The organism is Paenibacillus planticolens (assembly GCF_013141725.1).
GTDB lineage: Bacteria > Bacillota > Bacilli > Paenibacillales > NBRC-103111 > Paenibacillus_E > Paenibacillus_E planticolens.
The window spans coordinates 103,778-127,628 of sequence record NZ_WHNZ01000022.1; the positions used below are offsets into that span (position 1 = coordinate 103,778).

Below are 23,851 nucleotides of genomic sequence, written 5' to 3' on the forward strand. Positions count from 1 at the left end.
AACGGGATTACTTGATTTGCGACTCCGCTTGAGATTGCGCGTCACTCAACACTTTGTCCAAATCCGTACCTTTCAAATAGCTCTGCGCTCCGACTTTGAGAATATCTTCGATCTCATAGGTATGCATGCCATAGTTGACCTTTGGAATTTGCGTCGTCCAGGTTGCAAAATCAGAGCTGATCTTCTGGCCGCCGAAGAAATCGTCCGCTTTCGTATAAGCTTCGCCCGCAGCTGCAGGCTTATAGGTGCCGATAACTCCGATATTGGTCAGCATTTTTTGATACAAATCTACATTAGAGCCAAGCGTTTTTCCGAGGAAATCCGCGGCAGTCTCTTTACCAGGAGTATTGAGCACATACCAGGAGCTTCCGCCGAGGTTTGAAGCGTTGACCGAGCTGGCTGTGTTTTTCAGTTTAGGGAACGGAACGACAGCCCATTTGCCGGATTGATCAGCTTGCGCCTTGACGGAAGGCGTGATCCAGTTGCCTGTCGGCACAGTTGCGACAGCGCCGCTGTTAAAGCCCGCAAGGAAAGAGTTCCAGTCAGAAGTAATCTTCACGATATTAGCGGACATTAAAGTTTTGTAAGTTTGGAAAGCATCCTTCAGCGCTGCATTGTCTTTCAAATCCGGCGTAGAGCCGTCGCTTTTCAGATACCAGGAGCCTGCTGACTGAATCATCATACGGATTAAACCAAGATCGTTCGGATCCTGCGTCAGCATATCTTTGCCTGTTTTTGCTTTGACCGCTTTACCGATTTCAATAAATTTGTCCCAATCGATATTCTTCATATCGTCGACTTTATAGCCGGCTTGCTGTAGGTAGTCGGTACGGACATACAATCCAGTTACGCCGGAATCGAACGGAAGACCGTACTGTTTACCGTTTAAACTGGTCGATCCGATTTTGTAATCGGCAAAATCAGACGCTTTGATGGAAGACGACAGGTCTTGGAAAGAATCGGGATACGCTTTCAAGAAGCTTTGAGCGCGATAGTCTTCGATCAATACGACATTAGGCAAACCCGAGGTCGTGCCGGAATTAAGTCCGGTGTTCAGCTTTTGGATGATGTCATCCTGAGCATATTCCACGATGTTGATTTTCGCGTCAGGATGATCCTTTACGTACGCTTCTTGCGCCAGCTTCATCGCGGCGATATTGAAATTTTTGTCCCATGCCCAGACTGTAATTTCCTTGGTGCCGGACGACGCTTGATCCGAAGGTTTGGCGGTATTCGTTGTGTTGCCTGAGTTGCTCGAGCATGCCGATAGCAGCAAAACACTCGACAGCAGGACGGCTGAAAGTTTCTTTTTCATGTTGTTCCCCCTGTTTGATAGAGTTATGAAAATGCTTACAAAGCAATCATAACATCCCTCGAAAACGGTCTGTTAGGAATTACTTTTCATCAATTAGTGTTATTCTTTGAAGTTGCAACCGTTTTTATGCTCATATTTTTATAGAATTTGTACTATTTTTAGAATTTGTACTTTCTTTAGAATTGCAAGTGTTTATACCGGCTGATCGGTCATCCACGGAATCTTAATGGTAATTTTTGTGCCCTGGCCTAAACCGCTCTCCATCGACACGCCGTATTCCTTGCCGTACAGCAGCAATAAGCGGTCGTGAACATTGCGAATGCCGATGCCTGTGAACGGCTGCTTCGCATGGCTCGGATTCGTGGTCGTCTCTTCATTAGGTACCTGCTCCATTCCGTCGCCATTATCGACGACCTCGCAGACGAGTGTTTCCCGGTCCCTGGTGATGATCACGTAAATATAACCTGCCTGTTTTTTATGAAAAGCATGGAAAAAGGCATTTTCGAGAAAAGGCTGGAGCATCAGCTTGGGCACCTGCGCCATCAGGCAATCCGGCGAGACGAAGTAATCGACTTTAATGCCGCGGCCATAGCGCACCTGGTTAATAAACACGTAATGTTTCAGGCTCTGCAGCTCCTGCTCGACCGTAATCGTTTCTTTGACATTGCTGATCGTATTTTGCAGCAGCGAGATGAGCGCATGAATCGTCTCTGTAGCCTGCTCATTGCTGCCCCGCTGGACTAATATGTTCACGGAAGCGAGCGTATTATACAGAAAATGAGGATTGATTTGCTGCTGCAGCGCGGCCAGCTCCGCCCTTCGCTGCTCCTTCTGGGTTTCAACCAGCCTGCTGATATAGTCGTTAAGCTCGTCTAGCATAAAATTATAGGAATTGCTTAGCTCCCTCGTTTCGTAGGTGCCGGAGACCGTCATATAGTTGTTAAAATTGTTTTTGGTTACGTTCGACATTTTCTTGACGAGCGTTCGCAGCGATTGGGTCAGCCTGCGCGTAATAAAGTAAACGACCAGCACTGCTGCCGCCACAATACCTGTACAAATAAGCACAATCGCCTGCGTGTTGAGCATATGGCCGAGCATCACATTTTTATCGATCACATTCACAATGTAAAAATCAAACAACGGTAAATAATCGGCAAGCACGATAACGTCTTTGCCGCTCATTTTCAGCTCCAGATTGGCCCCTCCCGTTTGCTGCAGCGTCTTGGCGCTGGTTAGCAGCTGGTCTGACCCCGTCCCGACAAGCTCCGTCTGATTGCTGGAGACGATGACCCCGGATTGATTAAGGATCATCACATCATTGCCGGTGCTCGTAAACCTGTTGTAAATGCCGCTAAATTCGCTTTCCCTGATCATCATGTACAGCGTGCCGTAAATTTGCTCGCTTCCCGGTATGTACAGCGCTTTCGAAGCGACCAGACTAGACTCGCCGGAACCCGCAGCCCTATCTTTCATAAAGCTGTATAGCAGCTTTGCAGGCTGACTGAACGTACTTTGTGTAATCGGATTTTGCTGCAGCTCTTGCGGAGAGCCGGACCAATAAGCACGGTCGCTAATATAGCTTTTGCCGTTTTCGCCGAGCAGCAAGATCCCGATGCTTTTGGTGCCGATTCGCGATTGAATCCGGTTCATCTGATCCTCCATGCTGTATACAGTCCTGTAATCCGTCAAAGAATCCACGTCCGGCGCGGTCAAATAATTTTTGATTGCAGCGCTTTGCGCCGTATTAATCGCTATGTTTACGTTGGAGTAGTGGAACGATTCCAAACCGCTTTTGATCTGGTCGATAATCTTCGAATTTGTGATACTGAACGTTTGTACAAACAGCTTTTTAGACATTTGCAAAGTCACCCATGAGGTTAAAATCGTGATGGAGATAATACTGATCACCATGACGATGAAAATTTTGCTAAATAAGCTTTGTTCTGCGATTTTCCGTAGACGGGTTCTCATTGGCAGCCGATTGTCTCCTCAATTAATTTTTACGATATAGACTAGGCGAAATCCCCTTCAGCTTGCGAAACACTTTAGTAAAATAGCTGTGGTCGGAGTAGCCGACCAGGCTGCCTATTTCTGCGATCGAAAGCGCCGAGTTATCCCGCAGCAGCTCGCACGCCTTATCGATGCGAATGCGGTTCAAGTATTCGTTAAAGCCTTCTTTATTATGAACGGTAAAATAATTGGACAAATACGAGGCGTTGAAATGAAACAGCTTCGCCACTTCCGTTAATGTCAGCGGTTCCGAAAGATGCTCGTCGATATACTGTAAAATTTTTTGAAAGGCCGGCGAGCCGGCTTTTTTGCCGGTAACACATTCCATTGCCTCGTTCAAAAATTGATCGACCAGCACAATCACGTCTGTAATATGATCCGCCTCATGAATCGAACGAAAATACTCATACTTGCCTTCATCCAAGGAAGCCGCCTCATAATGAAAATGCAGCAGGGAAACGATAATATTGAAAAGACTGTGGCCTAAAGACGATTTCAACGCGAACATGTCCATGTCCATCCGCCCGGGCATCGACTGCACATAGCTGCGCAGCCTCTCAAACGCCTGAGGATACTCTTGGCGATTCAGCCCGGCATTAAAGGCTTCCATATCAAAACTGACGCTTTCCCCTTGCTCCTTCAGCTCATCCAAAATCAAGTACTGCCGGTTCGACAAAAAGAAGCGGTGGTTGACGATTTGCATAATTTCATTGGAATAAATCTCGTGCATGGCTTCAATGTCTGTAAACAATCGGCTAAGCGCGAAAAACAAGCCCCTGCCCGAGCTGGCCCCGGTTTCCGCAAGCTGTCTGACCAACCGAGCGGCAGCCGCTCTGGCATCCGGATCCAGGTTCAGCAAGAAGCGGATTTGCCCGTCTTGATGTGACAGCAGCCGCACAGTCAGTGGGCTTTGCATATGCTGCAGGGTGGCTCCGATAACGGCCTCGGCCCATTCTTCGCTGCGTTGCAACGTTGCCGAACCCTGCTGCGCATCCGCGATTAATAGCGCAAAGTCAGTGTAAGGAAGAGCGCTTTTCAGCTCCTGACGGTCGTACGGAATGGAATAGCCGGATATCAGCTTATCCAGAATATAGTCCAGGGAATGCTTACTGTCGCCGGTCAGCTCCATACCCCGCAGCTCGGGGATGCGCTGAGCCGTTTTATGCAACACAGCCAACAGAGAAGCGGCATCGAGCTTCGGCTTCAGCATATAATCGGCAACGCCGCTCTGAAAGGTCGAGCGAACATATTCAAACTCGCCGAAGCTGCTCAACACGACAATTTCAATGTCCGGATACATCGCTTTCACGACTTTCGCCAGCTCTGTGCCGTCCATCACCGGCATCACAATGTCGGTCAAAATAATATGCGGCCGGTGCAAATGAACCAGCTCCAGCGCCTCCTTGCCGTTAGCGGCTTCGCCAACGATTTGAAACCCTTCGCTTTCCCAGTTCAACAGATGAATAATTCCTTGACGCACCAGCATTTCATCATCAACCACAAGGATTCTGCCCTTAGCCTCCATGTTCCGCTCCTTCAATTCAAATATAATTAGTCTCGCAGGTGACATCCGTTTCTATACATGCAAAAAAACGAGAGAGGATGCTTCTGTGCGAAGCGTCCCTCTCTCGATTCTATTATGGAAATGGCATCCATCGTGCCAATCCTTGGCAACCTATTCTAGCAAATAACATACGAAATTACAAAGAAATGCGAGATTGTGGCGGACACATGAAACGATTAGCCCTTCACCGCGCCTTCCGTAATTCCTTGGATGATCCAGCGCTGGAAGATCGCGAAAATAATAACGATCGGTATCGAAGACAAGATCAGCGACGCGAGAATGAGCGACCATTCACGGCTATATTTGCCGAAGAACATGTTGATTGTCAGCACCAGTGTATATTTGTGGAAATCCGTCAGCAGCAGAACAGGCAGCAGGAAGTCGTTCCACAGCCACAACAGGTTCAAGATGACGATCGTAAAGGTAATCGGCAGCAGCAGCGGTAATATGATGCTGAAAAACGTTTTGAATTCACCGCAGCCGTCCATTTTTGCGGACTCGTCGAGCTCGCGCGGAATCCCCTTTACGAAGCCGTGATACAGGAACACCGCCATGCTGACGCCAAGACCGGCACACACGATGCCGAGCCCGAACGGCGTACCTTGCAAGCCGAGGTTTTTAGCCATTTTCGTTAAAGTTACCATAATCGTTTGGAACGGAATAAGCATCGACGAAACGAACAGCATGAAGATGACGTTGCTTAATACGCCCCTCGTACGCGAAAGCTTGTAACCGGCCAGCGAGCTGCACAGCACGATGCCGCAAATCCCGGTTACGGTTACAACAACCGTGTTCCAGCCGCTCTCTAACATGTTCGCTTTCTGGAACGCTTGCACGTAGTTCTCAAAATGGAATTTCGTCGGCAGGCCGAGTACGGAAGCGTACATTTCTCCCTGCGTCTTGAAGGAGTTCAAGATCGCCATATAAATCGGGAATAGGAAGAAGATGGCCACAACGATCAGCACCACAAGGGTCGATACGGAATACAGCCGTCTGTTCACGCTTCCACCTCCCTTTTCTTCATGACGGTAACTTGAATCAATGTAATGACAAGTATGATGAGGAACAGGATAATGGCTTTCGCGCTGGCATAGCCGTAGCGGAAGTTTTGCTGATAAGCCTCTTCCAAAATGTTCATAGAAATCACCTGTGTGGCCCGTGCAGGACCGCCTCCGGTCAAAGCGTAGATCAAGTCGTACACTTTAAACGAGTTGTTCAGGGTAAGGAAAATACAGATTGTCAGCGCGTGCGCGATCAGCGGCAGCGTAATGTAGCGAAGCATATGAAAAGGTTTGGCGCCGTCGATGATGGCGGCTTCTTTCAAATGCTGCGGAATGCCTTGAATCGCGGACATATAAATAATCATCAGCGTTCCGATCCCACCCCAGACGGAAACCATAAGGATCGTCCAGAAGGAAATGCTAGGATCGCCAAGCCAGGAAATATCCAGAAACTTCAGAGCCGCAAACCGGGACAACGCCGGCATGACTTTCGTAAAGACAAACACCCACATAAAAGTACTGATAATGATACTGAGCATGCTAGGCATGAAAAAGATTGTCCGGAGCAAGCCTTTGCCACGGCTGCGCGATTCAATCATAAGCGCCAGCAAGAGCGCGACGGCATTTTGGAAAATAACGGCAAAGACCACGTACTTCGCAGTAAACAAAATCGAAGTCTGGAAGTTTTTATCGTCGCGGATCGCTTCGACAAAGTTCTGCAGGCCGACAAAGCTGTAGTTTTTATTCAGTCCGTCCCAATTCGTGAAGCTGTAGTACGAGCCCTGCAGCATAGGAATGACGAGAAATGTGACGTACAGGATAAAAGCGGGAAGCACGAACAGGATCAAAGATGTATGAGTCTTAAGAAGGCGTCTCAGCACGGGGCTCACTCCTTAGGAAAATCCGTGCCGTGCCCTGATCTTGTACATCCAAGCAAGGCACGGCAGCTGTTATCCATTCTTTATTTTTTGTTAGCTACAGCGTTAGCATTTTTCCACGTTTTATCCAGATCCTTAATCACATCGTCAGCCGTCATTTTTTTGCTAAAGTAGGCTTGAAGCGCTTTTCCCGACTCATCTTTAACAGCGGCTGGGATTTGCGGATCTTGATACGATTGTCCTTTATTGACATAAGCGGACGCATCTTCAACCCAAGGATACGGTTTGAACGTGTGCGCTTTGGACACCGGATTGAATTTCAAGCCTTGGTACAGCACATTGGAAGCTTGATCATCCAGGATAAAGTTCAAAAGGTCGGTGGAAACTTCTTTGTTTTTACCGCTCGAAGCCATCGCCAGGGATGTCGATACGGACACGTTGATCAGCGTGGAAGCCGGATTATCGCTCAGCGGAAGCGGAGCGACCCCGAAATCGAAGCTGCTGTTCGCTTTCAGCAAGCTGTCAGCGTCCCAAGGACCTTGTACCCACATGGCCGCTTTGCCGGCTGCGAAATCCGCTGCGCCGTCGTCGTTGCCAACTTCGAATACGCGACCGGTTCCGTTGCTGTTCACGAGGTCGATGATGCCGAACATATCTTTCAACTCGGCGAAGCTGCCTTGATCTTTGTTCATGCGGTCAACAAACCCTTTTTGAGTGGAGTTGCCTAGACCGCCGACAGCCAGAGGCAGGAACAATTGCGGAATCCAGCTCTCTTTGTAGCTCAGCATGAATGGCGTAATTTTGTTGTCGTTCAGCTTCTGCACGACAGCTTTCATTTCCGTTAATGTCGTAGGCGGCTTTAGGCCCAGATCATTAAATATTTTTTTGTTGTAGAGGAAGCCCCACGCCAAGCTTTCCAGCGGAACCGCAACGACTTTGTTGTCGATCGTCACGAGCTTGCGGATGCCGTCAATCAGCTTGCCGGAAAACGGCTGGTTCGTCATATCTTCCAGGTAGCCGGCTTTGTAGTAATCCGGCACGTCGTTCACCGCGTGAAGTGCGAATATGTCCGGCACGTCGCCTGTAGCCAAGCGCGTTTTCAAGATTTGTGTTGCATTTTCAGAACCCGGATACTCGGTATTGATCGTAACTATGATGTTCTTCTCTTTCTTTTCCTTTTCGGCGAACTGCGCGAAGTATTTATCGAATTGGTCGCGGAAACGGTCTAGACCGCCCAGGAATACTTTCAATTCGACTTTTTTCGCAGGCGCGTTCGAACCGTTTTGATTCGAAGTGCTGCCGGAGTTATTGTCTTTTGTGCCTCCGCCGGAAGAGCAAGCGACGGTAGATCCCACCATTAACATGGCCAAAATCATGGTAAGTGTTTTTTTCATTGTGTTTAGCCTCCCCTTTTCTTGATAGCGCTTACTATCCCTGATTATATAGAAGAAAGCGGCCTCATTCATTCAACAGAAGTAGCGTTATGAATTGGACTTTTGTGATATCGCTTTCACAATTATGATAATTAGCTGCCTTGTCGAAACTGGATGGGCGTCACACCTGTTATTTTTTTGAAAATCCGATAAAAATACGTTATATCCGAATAACCGACAGCTTTCGCAGCGTTCTTGATCGAGACCGACGGGTCCTGCAGCAGTTCGCACGCTTTCTCGATCCGTTTGGCGACGAGGTAATCCATCACCGTCAGGCCCACTTCCTGCTTGAACGTACGGGATAGATGCTCCCGGCTGATGAAGAACTGGCTGGCGATCGTGCCAAGACCGATAGGCTCCGCGTAGGAATGATCGATATACTGCCGGATTTCGTCAATTTTGACTCCGACTTTATTTTTCCGCTGATAGATTAGCGTCTCCAGACTGTCGGAGAACGCATCGGACAAGACGGTAATCCAGGCGTTGAGCGGCGTATTGTCCGATACGAAAAAGGTTGCGGCCCGCGACTGGGCATTTGGCGTCAACTCGCTGCCAAGCAGATCGGCTTGTTCCTCCAGCAATTGCATGAATTGCTTGTAAAGCGAGTTGCTGACACCCGGTTTCAAGGGCTCGTGCTCCTTCAGCGCCGCCTCCAGGTGCTTGAAGGAGCTCTTGATCGCCTCCGGGTTCATTTCTTGAATGTACCTGACGATCACACTTCTCGTCTCCGTAACGACCTTGAGCAGTTGCTTGTCCAGCGGTTGGGCCGCATGGATGCCCTGTGCCGCCCGCAGCTCGCGGACTGCCTTCTCCAAAGCGCGATTCAGCTCTTCCGGCTTGATCGGCTTGAGCAAGTATTCGTCGACCTTGGACAGAATCGCTTGCTTCATATAGGAGAATTCATCGAACCCGCTGACCACGATTTTGCGGATATACGGGTACTCCTCCGTCAACTTTTGCAGCAAGCGCGTTCCGTCCATGCCTCTCATTTTCATATCCGTAATGACGATTTCCGGGTGCATCCGCTCCACCATCTCCAGCCCGCTCAGCCCGTCCTCGGCTTCCATCACCTGATCGATGCCAAACCGCTCCCAGTCCGCCAAATGCCGGATACTGTTCCGAATCCAAAACTCGTCGTCAATAATGATAACCTTCATTACAGTAGCTCCTCTCCCCTGAGTATTGCCGGGATAATCACTTTGACCGTTGTCCCGTCCCCTTTGAAGCTTGTGACAAACAATCCGAACTCTTCCCCAAAAATAAGCCGGATTCGTGAATTCACGTTGTTAATCCCCATACTTTCGCCCAGCAGCTGCTCATCATTCGTTTGTTCAAGCTGCCGTTGAATATTTTCGAGACGCTCGGGTTCGATCCCAACACCGTTGTCCTCGATGCTGATCTCAATTTCATCCACCACGCGCTCGATTTTGATCAGGACACGACCTCTCTTCATCATCCCTTCCAGCCCGTGCACGAAGCAATTCTCCACAATCGGCTGGAGCGTGAATTTGGTTATGCAATAGCCTTCGCAGCCCTCTTCCACATCGAGCTCAAATTCGAGCATGTCCTGAAAACGGAGCTTCTGGATATGCAGATAGTTGCTGACATGCTCCATTTCATCGAATATTGTCACCAGTTCGGACTGCATTTTGATCGTATACCGGAACAAGTCGCTGATCGCTCGAAGGTAGTCGTAAATTTCCGGCACTTTCCGGTCAATGGCTACGCCGCCGATCGCTTGCAGCGAATTGTATAGAAAATGCGGATTGATTTGCGCTTGCATCGCCTTGATTTGCGCCGTGCGCGTCTCGATTTTGCTTTTGTACTCGATCTGGATCAGTTCCTTAATCCGCTGCAGCATCGAGTTGAACCGCCGTTCCAACGTCCCGATCTCATCGCTTCGAATACTATCGAGCCCGACGTTGAAATTTTGATGCTCGACCGCTTTCATCGACTTGGTCAACCGGATAATCGGCTTCGTCGTGAAGTAAGCGATCAGCACAGAGAGCAGAATGGCCGCCAGGATCGAAGCAACCGCCGTGTAAAAGCTGAAGCTCAGTGTAGTCACAGCGCTCTCGGTCACGTAGCTCATCGGGACGAACTTGACGATCCAGAGCTGACCCGAGACGGCAGGCTGGAAAAACAAAATGCCTTGTTTGAGCTGAACGTGCCCGGGTTCTGCAGAGCCCCCGATCGCCTTTTTCAACGTCTCCGGGTCCATCGAGACTTTGGCGCCATACGGATTGTACATCGTGCTGCCCTGACCATCCACGATCAGCACCTCGCTGTTCGCTTCCGAGTGAATCATGTCCATGACGTTGTTCATCATTTTCCATCGGACTTCCAGCAAAACACCGCCCAACACTTGCAAATTCTCAAAACGGTTCATGCTGCGGGCTAAAATAAACGTGTTCGGCGGCACATTCACAACCTTATTGACGCTCTGATTGGTTTTGGCGATCTCCCCCCAGTTGCCGATGGACGTGTCCAGATTGTCCGTGAAACGTACCGCGTCTTTGTCAACCACATACAGGCGCTGTTTTTCATTCAAATACAAAGAAATCCGCACGATGTTGTTATTGTTAGCCACATACAGCGACCTTAATTTCTCTCCAATATCAAAGTTCCCCATATTAGGACCCTTTATGTCGCCTGCGTCTTCGTGGCCGGATGTTGGAAAAATATTGTTGTCCAGCAGGAGCGAATACGCAACTGAATGAAGTTGGCTGAACTTCTCGTCGAAATACTGGGCGGCCCAGTTCATTCTCGATTCATTGGAACGGATAATTTCCGAGCTTAAAGAGTGCTTGGTCGTCTGCGCTGCAAAAAATGTCACGGTGGCCAAAGGTAAAATAGCGACAATCACCATTAATATCATCAGTTTGTACCGCATGCTCATCTGAAACGGAGCCATAAACCACCGCTTCATTGTGTTCATCGTCATAGGCAGGTCCCCCTTCTACAAAAAAGAGAGCGCCCCGGCGACAGCGCCTGTCCGGGCTAATAAATCCCGGTCAGATCGCTTGTTCAGGGAAACGCTCTGTTCTAAAAGCTACTTGTCCGTCAAAACGGGCCGCAGCCGGATGGCAAATGCAAATTCCTTTTCTTCCAAACGATAAGCCGGCAGCAGATCCGGGCCGCAGGAATTGGAGCCGGAACCGCTCATTTTGTAATCCAAATGGAGGATCGTCTCTTTGCGCTTCGTCAATTCGTGCGGGTGGCCGGCTTCTTCCAGTTGCTCCGGCGTATAGTGCGCCGCATTAAAGGAAAATTCGCGGTCGCCGTCGATTTTCAGACCCATGCCGAGCGCATTCGTGACCAACAGCCACTCCGTACCGTAGCGGGAGCCGTTCTCTTGCGGCATCAAATAATTTTCAAACAGTTGATCGACCGACGCCGCATACTTGCCCTTGCGGACGCTTCGGCGTTTGTCGATATACGATTCGTGCGGGCCGTTGCCGAAATACTCGACCGCTTCGTAGCCTTGCGACATCGTAAGCTGTAAGCCGTAGCGCGGTAGGAACGGATAATCCTCCCGCACCTTCACTTGGTTATGCAGGGCAATTTCCCCAGTGCCGTCGACAGTCCAAACCGCCGTTCCATGCAAAATCGGGTACTTGTGGTAGCCGCCCAACGAATAACGAACTTCAATTTTCACAAATGTGTCGGCCGTCTCCACGACCTTTGCTTCGTAGACGTGGATTTGAGCGCGTTCGTACCCACGTTCCCGCCACTGGGATTTCACGTTGCGGTCGTTGTCCATCGGCGCTCGCCAGATCGCGAACTTGGTCGGCTCGCTGATCATCTGCACGCCGTGCTTGGAGATGCGGACGAACGCGCCGCCAATGAGATCGAACACATACTCGAAGTCGAAGCCTTCCACCGTCACGCGGTCATCTTCCTGAACGACGCGGATCGGATAGATTGGGAGCTGCTTCTCCGCTTCCAGCTTCGCAACCGGCAGTTCGAACTGCTCGAACGTCACCTCATGTCCTTTGGCCGACCAGAACGTTTCTTGCTTCTGCTCCAGCAGCAGCGTCAGGAAGTAGCGTTCGCACGCCGCTTCCGGGAAGCTGTAGTCCAGCGTAAGCGTCTGCGTCTGATGAGGACCTGCCGCAAGTTCGGTGATTTCGCCCTGCTGTACCGTCTCGCCGTCCTTCTCAACTTTCCAGAACAGGGAAAGATGCGAGAGGCCGATAAAATCGTACAGGTTCGTCAAACGAATACGGCCCTGCTTCAAATCGTCGGCTTCGATCCGCACCGGCGCAATCACCTTCTTCAATTCGAGCAAGCCCGTATGCGGCGTGCGGTCCGGGTAGACCAGGCCATCCATGCAGAAGTTGCCGTCGTTCGGTTTGTCACCGAAGTCGCCGCCGTACGCGTAGAACGGCACGACGTCCGGCGTTTGCGTTTTCACAGAATGATCGCACCATTCCCAGACACAGCCGCCCATGAGCTTCGGATATTTGTAAATGACATCCCAGTATTCCTGCAAATCGCCAGGGCTGTTGCCCATCGCATGGCTATATTCGCATAGGAACATCGGCTTCGCAGCGTTTTCGTCGCTGGCATAAGCTTCGATCTCCTGCGGCGATGCGTACATGCGGCTTTCCATATCCAGACAGGAAGTGTCCGGATGGCCTTTGTACACAGGCGCTGCGCTTTCGTAATGAACGGGGCGGGAAGCGTCCCGGCCTTTCGTCCACCGGGCCATCGCGATATGGTTCACATCGTATCCGGCTTCGTTGCCCATGGACCAAATCACGACGGACGGATGGTTTTTATCCCGTTCGACGAGCCGCTTCGCACGGTCTACAAAAGCCCGCTCCCACGCCGGGTCCCGGGTGAGCTGGTGAATGTCCGCTCCGTTGCCGCCGTCCCCGCCCGTGCTGAGCCCGTGGCACTCCAGATCGGCTTCGTCCACCACATAAAATCCGAAAGTATCACACAAGTCCAGGAAGCGCGGATCGTTCGGATAGTGCGCCTCCCGAATCGTGTTGATATTATGCTTTTTCATCAGCATCAAGTCCTGAATCATATGGGCGTACGGAATCGTCTGCCCAAGCTCCGGATGCGAATCGTGTCGGTTGACGCCCTTGAGCTTAATCGCCTTGCCGTTAATGCGGAATACGCCGTCCGTGATGTCGATTTGGCGGAACCCGACGGAGAAGTGAATCACTTCTTCGCCACTCGTCAAGAACAATCGGTACAAGTACGGAGCTTCCGCATTCCACAGCACCGGATCGTTGACCGCCAGCTCGATCGAGCCTTGGCCGTCTACCGTCGCGGTTCCGTTCGCCACCGGGTTGCCAGCCGCATCCCGCAGCACGGCCTGCACCTGGCATGTGCCCACCGTCTCCATTTCGCTGCGCAGCACGGCACGGCTGAAATCGGCGGACAGCTCCTGCTTGTTGAACACGTCCCGGATATGCGCTTCATCCCTCGCCAGCAAGTACACGTCGCGGAAAATGCCGGAGTATCTCCAAGCGTCCTGATCCTCGATGTAGCTGCCGTCGCACCATTTGAGTACCAGCACGGCCATGCGGTTTTTTCCAGGCCGGACAAACGATGTAATATCGAACTCGGCGGACATCCGGCTGCCTTGGCTGTAGCCGGCAAATTGGCCGTTCACCCAGACGTAAAAGCAGGAGTTCACGCCTTCGAACACGACCCGCTTCGCTTTGCCGTCCCATTGCGGCGCCAAGTTGAATTCCCGAACATAAGCTCCTGCCGGATTGGCATTCGGCACAAATGGCGGATCGCATGGAAACGGATAATTGATATTCGTATACTGAGGCTGGTCGTAGCCGTTCACTTGCCAGCAGGAAGGGACGAGCAAGTCATCCCATGCGCTGACATCCGCACCCTCCAGATAAAAACCTTCCTCTACCTCTCTAACGCTCGTATGATATCGGAATTTCCAGTTTCCGTTCAGCGTTTGGTAGAAAGGCGATTTCCCTCTCGTTTTCGCCAGAGCGTCTTCGGCATCAAGGTAAGGGATATAGTAAGCCCTAGGCGCCAGCCTGTTCACTTCCAGCACATTTAAATCTTCCCAATACTTCTCGATCTGCTTCAAGTCAATCACCTAGCCTCTATTATTATGTTCAATGAATTGCAGCTTGATCGTTAGGATTTCCTTCGGGGCGAGTTTTACCGTAAGACGGCTCGCCGCCTCGGCGTGAACGTCCAGTTGCGCCTCCGGCTCTTCCAGCAAATTGCAGGCATGTGCCGAAGCCAATTCGCAGGCGAACGCCAACTCGGCGTGATGCGGCTCGTTCCAAGCGTTTTGCAGGCGCAGCACATAGCCGTTGCCGTCTTCCGCCGCTTTGAATGCCAGCATCACGATGCCTTCGGTGCCTGCTGTCAGCAGCGAGGAGCGCGCAGCGCTTCCTTGGAAGCCCCGTACCGTTTTCACAGGGTGGCTCCACTGCTCGAGCTGCTTCCAGATCTCGCCTTGCTGCCAGTCGCCCTGGTGCAAGACAATGCGGAAGTTGTACGTATAGCTGTCTGCCATCCACTGCGGGAAGTTTGTGCCCCATTGGTTGTTGAACAGGTTGAAGTACAGCGAAGGCCGCTCCGGCTGATACGACTTGCTGTAGGTGAACACACCTTTCTCCCCGATGGAGAATAGCGGCGTATCTTTCGCCAGGACGGCTAGACCTGCCCCGCCATCCGTCACATCGACCCAGCCGTCCCCGCAATGCAGGCGATGGTTGGCGCCCCGGACGATATCCTGTGTCGGGTTTACGACAGCACCCAGCTTCTGAAAGCGGTAGCCCGGCTCACCGGCTTGCAGATGGAAGCCGACGAAGCCTGCTTCGGCGAAAGCCGTGGCCGCTTTGTCGTTCAGCTCCAGCGTGTAGTCGAAGAACGCCTGATCCGGCTCCAGCTTGAGCAAGATCGCGACGCTTTGCGCATTGCCGAACTCGGTGCGGCTTGCCGCAGGCGTGCTGAATGTCAAGCGGATCGTGCCGCTTGCAGCGTCATTAGCCGTTTCCAGACTGTCCAGCTTCAGTCCGAATTGCTGGTGTCCGATGCGCGGATAGCCCGGCTTGCCAAAATCGTTTACATACCAGTCCATCAAATCATAGGCGTAATCCTTCACGAATTGAAGAATCTCTTCTTTGCCGTAAACATCGTATTCATAGACGCCAAAAGGCACGCCATGGGCTGCCCATTCCTTGCCGCGCGCCTTGTCGAACAGGCGGCGAATCTCGCCCGTTGCGGCATCGACTTCGATCCGCAAATGCGCATTTTCCAGCACCGCCTTGCCGTCCTCGGTTCGGGCGATCGCCACTGCGGCTTCGCCTGCGCCGGACACGGTCTGCGGCTCATAGGTATACGTGCGGTAGCCGCAAGGCTCAAGCAGCGGAATCCGCACTTCGCCGGACGCTTGCACCGACAAGCTGTCGCCGGTGTTCAGATCGACCAGGCGACCGCCGGACACATTGTCGAGGCGAACGAGCTCGTTCGTTCTTGCCCAAGACGACGGGTTGAAAATCCCGATCACCGGGGATTCACCCTGAATGGCGCCGCTTTGGAACGGTGTGATCCGCTCGGCAGCCTCCCGAGCCATTTTTACGTAAGCGCGCTTCTCATCCCATGAAAGCTCTATCTTGTCATAGGTTTCGGGGAACGCTTCCCGGTCCCGTGCAATATCTTCCTTCGTAAACGCCCGCATGCTGTTCCGTCCCGGAATCAGCAGCAGCTTCACGTCATGGCCCCACGTATGCTCACCGAACAGCAGCGATTCGCGGTACGCCTTGTCGATATCCGCGCCGAATGCGCCTGTCGCTTCGCCCTGCTCCCACTGCTGCAGCGCAGCCATGGCCTCCAGCGTCGTCGTCTCGCTGCGCAAGCTTCGAACCTCGGACACTTCCTGCGGATACGAACCGATCCCGTGAATCCACGTGTCCGCTAAATCCTTGCGCACGACCGGGATATCCGTGTAGCCTCTGCTCAGGAAATCCGCGGCAAAGTCGTCCATCGTGCCGATGACCACCCGCGTATTCGGATACGACGCCTTCACGGTTTCAAGCAGTTCGGTCACGACCTTGCTGTCCTGCGGCCCGATGTTGTCATGCGTCTGCAGCAGCGCCATCCAGACCGGGTACTCCCAGTCGTCCGGCGGCAGCAGACTTGTGCCGTACTCGCCTTTGGAGTAGAACGTCAGCACCTGTTTGCCGTCCGGTCCTTCCCAATTGAACAGCCGCGGCACCTCGACAGGCTGCGAGCAAGCGTTGACTCCGATGTGCAGGAACTCGATGCCCGCGCCTTTGAGCAGCGACGGAAGCATCCAGGTGTGGCCGGGCACGTCCGTCATTTTGGCGGAAATAACCTTCTTGCCGAACTTCTTGCCAAGGCGCGCCGACATGTAGAGACCACGAATCCATTCTTCCAATCCGCAAAACTCCGTATGCGTCGTAAAAGGAAGACCGTGCCAGCTTAGCTGTCCTTCCACGACCAATTGCTCAATCCGCTCCCGAATGCCATCTTCGGCATGGATCAGCGTCTCGTCCAGTACCCATGAAGGAACCGTCCATACAAAGCGGTGTCCGGGTTCAAAATGCTTCGTCCCTTCACAGATGGTCAAAACGTCCTTTGCCATATCCTGCGTGTACTGCTTGACAATGTTGCTCGGCAAGTCGGTGAAACCGAGGTCAACGTGCGTTTTAAAGACTACATATATCGTATCTAAAGGCCTCATAAACTGCTCCTCCAATGATGCTTCTCTCATCTAATAGTTTTGTGGTGATACTGCTGAATCACAGGTGGATATAATTGATGTCCCTGATTGGATGATATTGATCAGATCAACCATAATTTAGTTAAGCGCTTAACCCAATCTTACAACATAACCTTTCTCGGTTCAATATGCCCGCCAAAAAAAAATTTACGGAATGAATTTGGCTCTTTGGTTCTAGTCTAAGATTTTTTTTCAGAACCCATTTGGATATGTCAAATCTTGTAGAATTAACACGACTGACTAATAAATCCTTAAAACATTGGTAAACTAATTTTAATAACAAAATTTTTAATAAGTTGAACTATCGTTTTCCATTAGCTTAATCAAGCTTGATCGTTCTTTCAAGCAAGTTGAGAAAAGGCAGCCATCTAATGGCCGCCTTCTTCTATTGATTCAGCTATCGTTCCCGATAGGACAGGAGAGGATTTTCTTTTCATGCTGGAGGAATCCGATGCTTCGTAGCTTGTTCATAAGCATACGCAAGCTTGATTAGGATAGGCTCGCTATAAGCAGTGCCGGAAAAGACAATACCGAACGGTCCTTTTGTAATCCAGCCCTCCGATGTCGTGCTTCCTACAGATGCATACCCAGCTGGGACAGTAATTAAAGGGTATCCCGCCCTTCCCGCGATATCCGTACCGTCGTAGTTACCAGGCAGTAATAAGGCATCCAGACCGTGTTGTTCTAACACAGCGTCGATTCCTTGAGCACGGGAATACTCCTCATTCTTTCGTTTACTCTCCAGATATTCTGGCTCCGTCAGCGAACCGGATGTTTCGTCACACCAAATTAGGCGGGATTGACCATATTTCAAAGCAACATCCGCATGATTATGATTAAACGCTATCAATTCCGACAACGTATGAACAGGTACGGATGCGGGCAGTTTGGCTAAGTAATCATTGACATACTTCTTAAACTCATAACGCTTAACATCAAAACTCCAGTTCACCAGCTCACAAGAAAGAGAAACAGGGTCAACAACGGTGGCTCCTTCCTTTTTTAAGAGGGCTATGGCTGATTCCATGATCGCTAATCTCTCTGGATCCAAATTCTGATAATAAAATCTCGGGATACCAATTCTAGCTTTTTTCAAAAAGCTTCGATCGAGGAACTGCGTATAATCCTTATACGAGCGGTTTACACTTTTGAAGGTGCTAGGATCCCGTTCATCGATGCCTGTCATTACTCCCAACAAAATGGCTGCATCTTCTACCGTTCTAGTCATAGTGCCCGGGGTATCTTGGCTATTCGAGATCGGGATGACCCCCGCTCGACTAATTAAACCGACCGTCGGCTTCAATCCGACGATGAAATTTTGGCTCGCTGGACAAATAATAGACCCGGTTGTCTCTGTTCCAATAGCTGCAGCTGCCAAGTTTGCCGCTATAGCCGCTGCCGACCCTGAGCTGGATCCGCCGACAAAGAATTCCCCTGGTCCATAGGGGTTCAAAGTTAGCCCGCCCCTTGAGCTATAACCTGCCCACATAGTGGAAGACATAAAATTTGCCCACTCGGTCATATTCGCCTTCCCTAGAAGAACAGCCCCTGCTGAACGAAGCTGCACTGCCACCCAGGAGTCTTCCACTGCGAAGGAATCCGCTAGAGCTAAAGCTCCCGCGCTTGTGTGCATGTTATCATCGGTATCAATATTATCCTTCAATAAAAGGGGAATTCCGTGCAGTGGCCCTCGACTTCCCATGAATGCTCGTTCTTTATCTAATGCGCGCGCGATGTCGAAGGCATCAGGATTGATTTCGATGATCGTATTTAGCACAGAATACCTTTGAATTCGTTCTAAATAAACGTTGATAAGATTTTCTGATGTCGTATTGCCTGACTCCATGGCTGTCTGCATTCTGTTGAAATCGGCCTCAATAATCCACTTCTCTAGTATGTCTTGCATTCAAACGCTCCTTCAATATGGCTTTGTTAGTGCCATTATCACCGCTTTCTTCTTTAACGGTAACACGTGAGGTTTTCTGATTAAAGAGCGATTATTGTTATAATCAAAATCAACTACAACAATCATGCTCGTTCGTATAGATGCAGTTGACGCTGCAATCTGTGTTACATCTTAATGACACCGCAACCTCATATTGTTTCTGTTACTCAAAAGGGAACTCTTGCTACAACATTTCACGTGCCTTGCCGTAACGTGCAACAATTTTATCAAACTCATCATTCATTTTGGCGCTGCCAAAGTATGCGCTAACTCTTTTCCATCCCTTCTATCGCCGAAAAATTATTAATTCCACCCAGTTTGATATCAAGTGACCACATTTTCTTCAAAGGAGTCAGGTAGTTGTTTCATTTAGCAGTTGTTTCATTTCATGTAGCGATATTCCAGGAGATTCTTCAAATTTGAGATTTTCTGCAGCAGCTTCTCCCCGACATTGGTTTCCCTCACCAGCTTCCGCTCCAGTTCTTTGTCCACCAGCCTTTTTACAGACAATACGTCCGTTCCGTTACATAACACATCTTCTTTTGAATTAAATTTCTGATGGGCAACGAGCTGCATGCCAAAGGAATTATACAACAAGGTATATCCGGCGATGCCCGTTGTGGATTGATAGGCTTTGGAAAAACCGCCGTCAATGACAACCATTTTTCCGTTTGCTTTAACGGGGTTCTCTCCACGGATTTCTTTAACTGGCGTGTGGCCGTTAATGATATGTCCATGATCCGGATTCATATCAAACTCCAGCAGGATTTTCCGGCAGATCTCCTCATTTTCACGCAAATGGTAATAAGGGTTCTTTCTCTCCTTATAGGTTTCTTTATCTTGGATAAAGTACCGTTCAAAGGTGGTCATTTCTCTCTTTCCAAAGAGCGAAGAACATTCCCCTGTCCAGATGTACCATACCATATCCGTAGCCAGATCATCCGTCTCTTCCGGATGCGCAAAGGCGTAACGTAAATAATATTCAAAAACATCGAGCAGCTTACGGCCCGAATACTTCTTGTCTTCAATCTGCATTTCTTCCATGTTTCCTTCTTCATCCAAAGGAATACAGCCGTGAAATAACAAATTCCCGTTGTATTTTAGATAAAGGCTGCCCTTTTTCATAAAAAAATTCATATGTCTGGCCAGCTTTTCGGAATGCTGAACGGAGAACAGCAGCTTTTCCATCACCTGCTGTTCTTCCTCGAGCAATTTTTCAGGCTGCTGCGGATTTACGGTTGAGAAACAGGTGTTTTCCAGCGGGTAAGTTTTTCCGCCGATCTTGAATTCAGTTTTGTCGTAATCGATTTGCTCAAGCAAAAGCCTTTCAGACATATTAAAGTATGGGCGTCTCTTGATAAGGGATTTCAAGCTTAAACTGGATCATGGCAATGGCTTGATGAATTTTGGTAATCTGCAGGATTTCCTGCTCCGAACTGTTATGGTCGGTCTGCAGCTTCGGTCTAAAGGACGGATTGTCATCATAGTATTTCTCCGCCAAGTTCAGCAGTGGGCGAAGATTGATTCCATATACGTCTTCGATGATGTCCAGATTGTTGTATCTTGCGCAGATCCGGATAATATTCGCAAGGCAGACTAGGGAACCCGCATAGGCCCCTATCCACAGGACATCATGGTTCCCCCACTGAATATCTACAGAATGGTAGTTGATCAGCGTGTCCATAATTTTATCGGGGTCCGGCCCGCGGTCATAGATATCTCCGACCACATGAAGATGGTCAACCACCAGGCGCTGGGTCGTATAAGCAAGGCCGATAATGAGCTTGTCCGCCTGGCCCAAGGAAATAATTTGCCGGTATATTTCCTCATAATAAGGGTCCTTATTGTTGGTCGAATCCGTCTTGTATAGAAGCTCTTCTACAATATATACAAACTGCTCCGGCAGAGCTTTATGCAATTTCGAGCGCGTATATTTGGAAGAGGCATAAGTAATGAGCTTAAGCATTTGTTCAATCGTTTGTCTGTACCATCGGTTCAAGGCTTGTTTATTGCACAGGTCTCCTTTAACCAGCTGTATTTTTTCTTCCGGATAATAAACTAACGCCGTAAAATCATTGATTTCATGATCCGTCCAAACCTCACTGAACAAGGCTTTGATTTTCTCTTTTACGGTACCCGAACCGTTTCTTAGTACATGCTGAAAAGCCTGGAACTCCCCATGTAAATCACTAACAAAATGCTCAGTTCCCTTGGGAAGATTGGAGATTGCTTCAAGGTTGATGATTTCCGTTACAACTTTTTCTTCCGTATCATATTTCTGGGCCAATAAATCTAGAAACTGTGCATCCAAAACAGATGTCCCCCTTCAAGGAAATATGGTGATGTATAAGAGAGGTTTTTTAAATGGGGCTAGCCGCGTACCTTTAAGCTTAGTGTAAACAGTAAAGGGAAAAACATTAGGTTTCCGAGGTTCCCTTTGGTACTCTAACTAACAGCTATTATAACTGAAACTTCACGCACTTTAACAAAAAGGGAACAGCTGCCGGCCGCGGCGATCTGCTCCCCCCTGATTATCTTTTCCCAAATTCCATCTTCGATCTTTCCTTCTGTCACTGCGTCATCAAATGAAGATATGATCAAGCTCATTAATGCGAATTTTTCACTTGGGTTTAGTTCAGCACTTTCGTAGAATGAGACAAATTCGTTCACTCTCGATGAATCTGCACTTTCATATTCCCAATCTTGCGAATACTTTCCTAACTCAGGTAGACTCAATTTATGAGTCAGACTTTTTAGCAGTGTAGAAGGTTCTAAATTAAAATTCGTGAAAAATGGGTCTGAACCTGTTCACTCAACCAAGCAAAAAGGCCAAACTCACATATAATAGAGACATCAATAGGATAAGGGTTGATGCAGATGCCATCTATAATCGGTGCCTCTAAAGTAGTCACTAACTCAGGGACCATAATCAACGGTGAATCGGTAATAATTATGGCGCCAACTCAAATCTCTAAATCTTTCAATGGAGCCGGCGCCGACGTTACTGGTGCCCACGCCATGACGTTTTCTTTCTTTAGCGTAACGACAACGTTGATTCCGACCGGTAATGGAGAGTTCTCAAAGTATCGAAGAAAGCGTTCTTGAACTGGCTCACCCGTCACCCTCATTTAAACAACAAGAAAAAACGGTCCGTATTCGCTTCTATTTCGCGATATGACCGTTTTTGTTTTCCTCGATATTCTTTGTGATCACCTCCTGCGATTCCCCTTCTGGTTGAGGCTATCCCGTAGTTTTTAATAGTGCCTTGGTTTCAGCGGAACTGATACCATCCTCATGGCCTCTTCTTCCCCCGAGTCCAGCGCAGCTGTTACTGAATCTTCCGTCTCTGTAATCTGGAAGGAGGGAACCATCAACTCATCTCCCAAGCTTAAGGAAAGCAACAGAGCAGCCCTCTGAATGGTATGAAAATCTATCACCTTCGGTTCACCCTCATAGAGCACCAGATCCAAACCAAACGCACTCTGATCCTGGGATACACGCCATGCTAAGCTGGCGGACTCCTCTCCAAAGATGGCGTACAGCGAACGCAATTGAACCTGAGTATCCCCTATCTTAACGCTTGCTTCAGCTCCATTTAAATCAGGTACTATTCCTTCCAAATGACCTCCGAACTCAAGCCGCAGGCGGAAATCCGCTGCTTGAATAGAACCATCAATCCGATCTAAATTCGGATGGGTATCGCCTCCCTCGGTAAGGAACCGAACACCGAGCAATAAATCACCCTGCTCCTGCGAGCTCTTGATAACAGCCGAACAATAATCGTATCCATCATGCAAGAAGCGAAAGCGAAAATATACGGGTTTCCCCTCATGATTCACATAACCGATCACAGGTCTTGTCTGGTTCCACATGATCTCCTCACTAAATGACCCAATGCTATAGGCTGGTGTAATATAGGTAGATGCCCATTTTTCCAAACCACTTTCGTAATTCAGGTAATACCGCTGCCGAATGACCCGCTTCTCCATACCTATTAAGAAAGGTATATAATCCTCAGGACACCGGATATCATTCCCATAACAACCTGTATCATAAGGAACTTCATCGTCTGGGTAATAACGTAATTTACCTTGGGTAGCTAGCTGCAGAAACCCCTTCTCATCTTCTCGCAATAAAGCGCCATAGCTGCGGCAGTGAGGGCCTGCCCATTCCATCGTTTGCGGATGAATATGCTCCGCCACGGTAAACCATGCCCGGTCCAGCAATGAATTGGCAAGCTCCTTCGCAAGAGGAATACGTGTAGCTTGACGAATATGAGACAGCTCAATAATTGCTACCTTCGTGTAAGGGGGACTGTTGTATTCCTGGAAGTTCCCCAGTTGCTCTACATGTGCTTGTATTTTCTTTAATCGGTCTAACGCATAGTCAACAAACACATTCCAGCCATAATGCTCGCCGGCAATCAAGGTAACCAGAGAACCCATAATCGCTATGTTGGTGTAATGCGCCCCCATATTCCTCCGCACGATAGATTCGCACGCACACCATACCGCATGACGAATTTGCTCGTTCAAATCGTCTGGAATACGTTTGCCATGACGCAAGGCGATCAGTACCAACTGCTTACCGATAAAATCAGCCCAGTTCCAATCAGGCGGCGACATTTGGCTAAGCGGTTCTTCATAGAACCAAGGCCAGATGCCGTAAGTGTCGCTCTGAGTATCCTGATCCTGATGCGGCAGCAAACCCCGAATCACATGGAAAGCTCTCTCTTCATATTCCGGCAATTCAGAGTCCAGTAAAGCTGTGGCGTAAACAGCCGCATTATAGGTCCCATGCGCAGTGGGCGTGGTACTCGGTCTTAAGGTTGTATGATACGTATTGCTGTTGAGCGGCTGTCGCAGCGCTGCAAACTCGGGGTCATATTGCTCATTCCATACAACTATTTTTTTCAATAACAGCATACTCTGATTCATCATGATCTCTCCATTTCCGGAA

General features: G+C 49.5%; 13 protein-coding genes and 1 pseudogene. All 14 read right to left on the reverse strand.

Annotation, left to right across the window (positions count from 1 at the left end; genetic code table 11):
- Positions 1-7: 7 nt before the first annotated feature.
- The 14 genes and pseudogenes from GC097_RS11600 to GC097_RS11665 all read right to left on the reverse strand — a co-directional run bounded on the left by GC097_RS11600 (position 8) and on the right by GC097_RS11665 (position 23,829).
- Positions 8-1,315 carry an ABC transporter substrate-binding protein gene (locus tag GC097_RS11600; RefSeq protein ID WP_171683466.1) on the reverse strand — a complete coding sequence of 436 codons (1,308 nt, stop codon included), beginning with the start codon at positions 1,313-1,315 and terminating at the stop codon, positions 8-10.
- Between the two features lie 192 nt (positions 1,316-1,507).
- Positions 1,508-3,286 (reverse strand): sensor histidine kinase, encoded by a 1,779-nt coding sequence (locus GC097_RS11605; RefSeq protein ID WP_171683467.1) that lies wholly within the window; start codon positions 3,284-3,286, stop codon positions 1,508-1,510.
- A 22-nt stretch (positions 3,287-3,308) separates the two neighbouring features.
- Positions 3,309-4,826 (reverse strand): response regulator transcription factor, encoded by a 1,518-nt coding sequence (locus tag GC097_RS11610; protein WP_171683468.1) that lies wholly within the window; start codon positions 4,824-4,826, stop codon positions 3,309-3,311.
- A 239-nt stretch (positions 4,827-5,065) separates the two neighbouring features.
- Entirely contained in the window at positions 5,066-5,890 is an 825-nt protein-coding gene (locus tag GC097_RS11615; protein WP_312875651.1) for a carbohydrate ABC transporter permease, read from the reverse strand.
- Positions 5,887-6,771, reverse strand: a complete 885-nt coding sequence (locus GC097_RS11620; protein ID WP_376768381.1) for a carbohydrate ABC transporter permease — start codon at positions 6,769-6,771, stop codon at positions 5,887-5,889. The genes GC097_RS11615 and GC097_RS11620 overlap by 4 nt, the downstream gene beginning before the upstream one ends.
- 80 nt (positions 6,772-6,851) lie before the next feature.
- Complete coding sequence (locus tag GC097_RS11625; protein WP_171683469.1) at positions 6,852-8,162, reverse strand: ABC transporter substrate-binding protein; 1,311 nt, start codon at positions 8,160-8,162, stop codon at positions 6,852-6,854.
- A gap of 131 nt (positions 8,163-8,293) precedes the next feature.
- Positions 8,294-9,358, reverse strand: a complete 1,065-nt coding sequence (locus tag GC097_RS11630) for a response regulator transcription factor (RefSeq protein WP_171683470.1) — start codon at positions 9,356-9,358, stop codon at positions 8,294-8,296.
- Positions 9,358-11,145 (reverse strand): cache domain-containing sensor histidine kinase, encoded by a 1,788-nt coding sequence (locus GC097_RS11635; protein WP_171683471.1) that lies wholly within the window; start codon positions 11,143-11,145, stop codon positions 9,358-9,360. Before GC097_RS11635 ends, GC097_RS11630 begins: the two co-directional genes overlap by 1 nt.
- A 108-nt stretch (positions 11,146-11,253) precedes the next feature.
- Positions 11,254-14,286: a glycoside hydrolase family 2 TIM barrel-domain containing protein gene (locus GC097_RS11640; RefSeq protein WP_312875652.1), complete on the reverse strand. Its 3,033-nt coding sequence runs from the start codon at positions 14,284-14,286 to the stop codon at positions 11,254-11,256.
- Entirely contained in the window at positions 14,287-16,908 is a 2,622-nt protein-coding gene (locus tag GC097_RS11645; protein ID WP_171683472.1) for a DUF5054 domain-containing protein, read from the reverse strand.
- A gap of 472 nt (positions 16,909-17,380) precedes the next feature.
- Positions 17,381-18,853, reverse strand: a complete 1,473-nt coding sequence (locus GC097_RS11650) for an amidase family protein (protein WP_171683473.1) — start codon at positions 18,851-18,853, stop codon at positions 17,381-17,383.
- 420 nt (positions 18,854-19,273) lie between these two features.
- Positions 19,274-21,203, reverse strand: a pseudogene (locus tag GC097_RS11655) (fructose-1,6-bisphosphatase).
- 134 nt (positions 21,204-21,337) lie between these two features.
- Positions 21,338-21,562: a hypothetical protein gene (locus tag GC097_RS11660; RefSeq protein WP_171683474.1), complete on the reverse strand. Its 225-nt coding sequence runs from the start codon at positions 21,560-21,562 to the stop codon at positions 21,338-21,340.
- A 584-nt stretch (positions 21,563-22,146) separates the two neighbouring features.
- Positions 22,147-23,829, reverse strand: a complete 1,683-nt coding sequence (locus tag GC097_RS11665) for a DUF8769 domain-containing protein (RefSeq protein ID WP_171683475.1) — start codon at positions 23,827-23,829, stop codon at positions 22,147-22,149.
- Positions 23,830-23,851 lie beyond the last annotated feature (22 nt).

Bases quoted from the DNA above. Each gene is read 5' to 3' on its own strand.
- GC097_RS11600 (WP_171683466.1), bottom strand. From the start codon at position 1,315: ATGAAAAAGAAACTTTCAGCCGTCCTGCTGTCGAGTGTTTTGCTGCTA.
- GC097_RS11605 (WP_171683467.1), bottom strand. From the start codon at position 3,286: ATGAGAACCCGTCTACGGAAAATCGCAGAACAAAGCTTATTTAGCAAA.
- GC097_RS11625 (WP_171683469.1), bottom strand. From the start codon at position 8,162: ATGAAAAAAACACTTACCATGATTTTGGCCATGTTAATGGTGGGATCT.
- GC097_RS11630 (WP_171683470.1), bottom strand. From the start codon at position 9,358: ATGAAGGTTATCATTATTGACGACGAGTTTTGGATTCGGAACAGTATC.
- GC097_RS11635 (WP_171683471.1), bottom strand. From the start codon at position 11,145: ATGACGATGAACACAATGAAGCGGTGGTTTATGGCTCCGTTTCAGATG.
- GC097_RS11645 (WP_171683472.1), bottom strand. From the start codon at position 16,908: ATGAGGCCTTTAGATACGATATATGTAGTCTTTAAAACGCACGTTGAC.
- GC097_RS11650 (WP_171683473.1), bottom strand. From the start codon at position 18,853: ATGCAAGACATACTAGAGAAGTGGATTATTGAGGCCGATTTCAACAGA.
- GC097_RS11665 (WP_171683475.1), bottom strand. From the start codon at position 23,829: ATGAATCAGAGTATGCTGTTATTGAAAAAAATAGTTGTATGGAATGAG.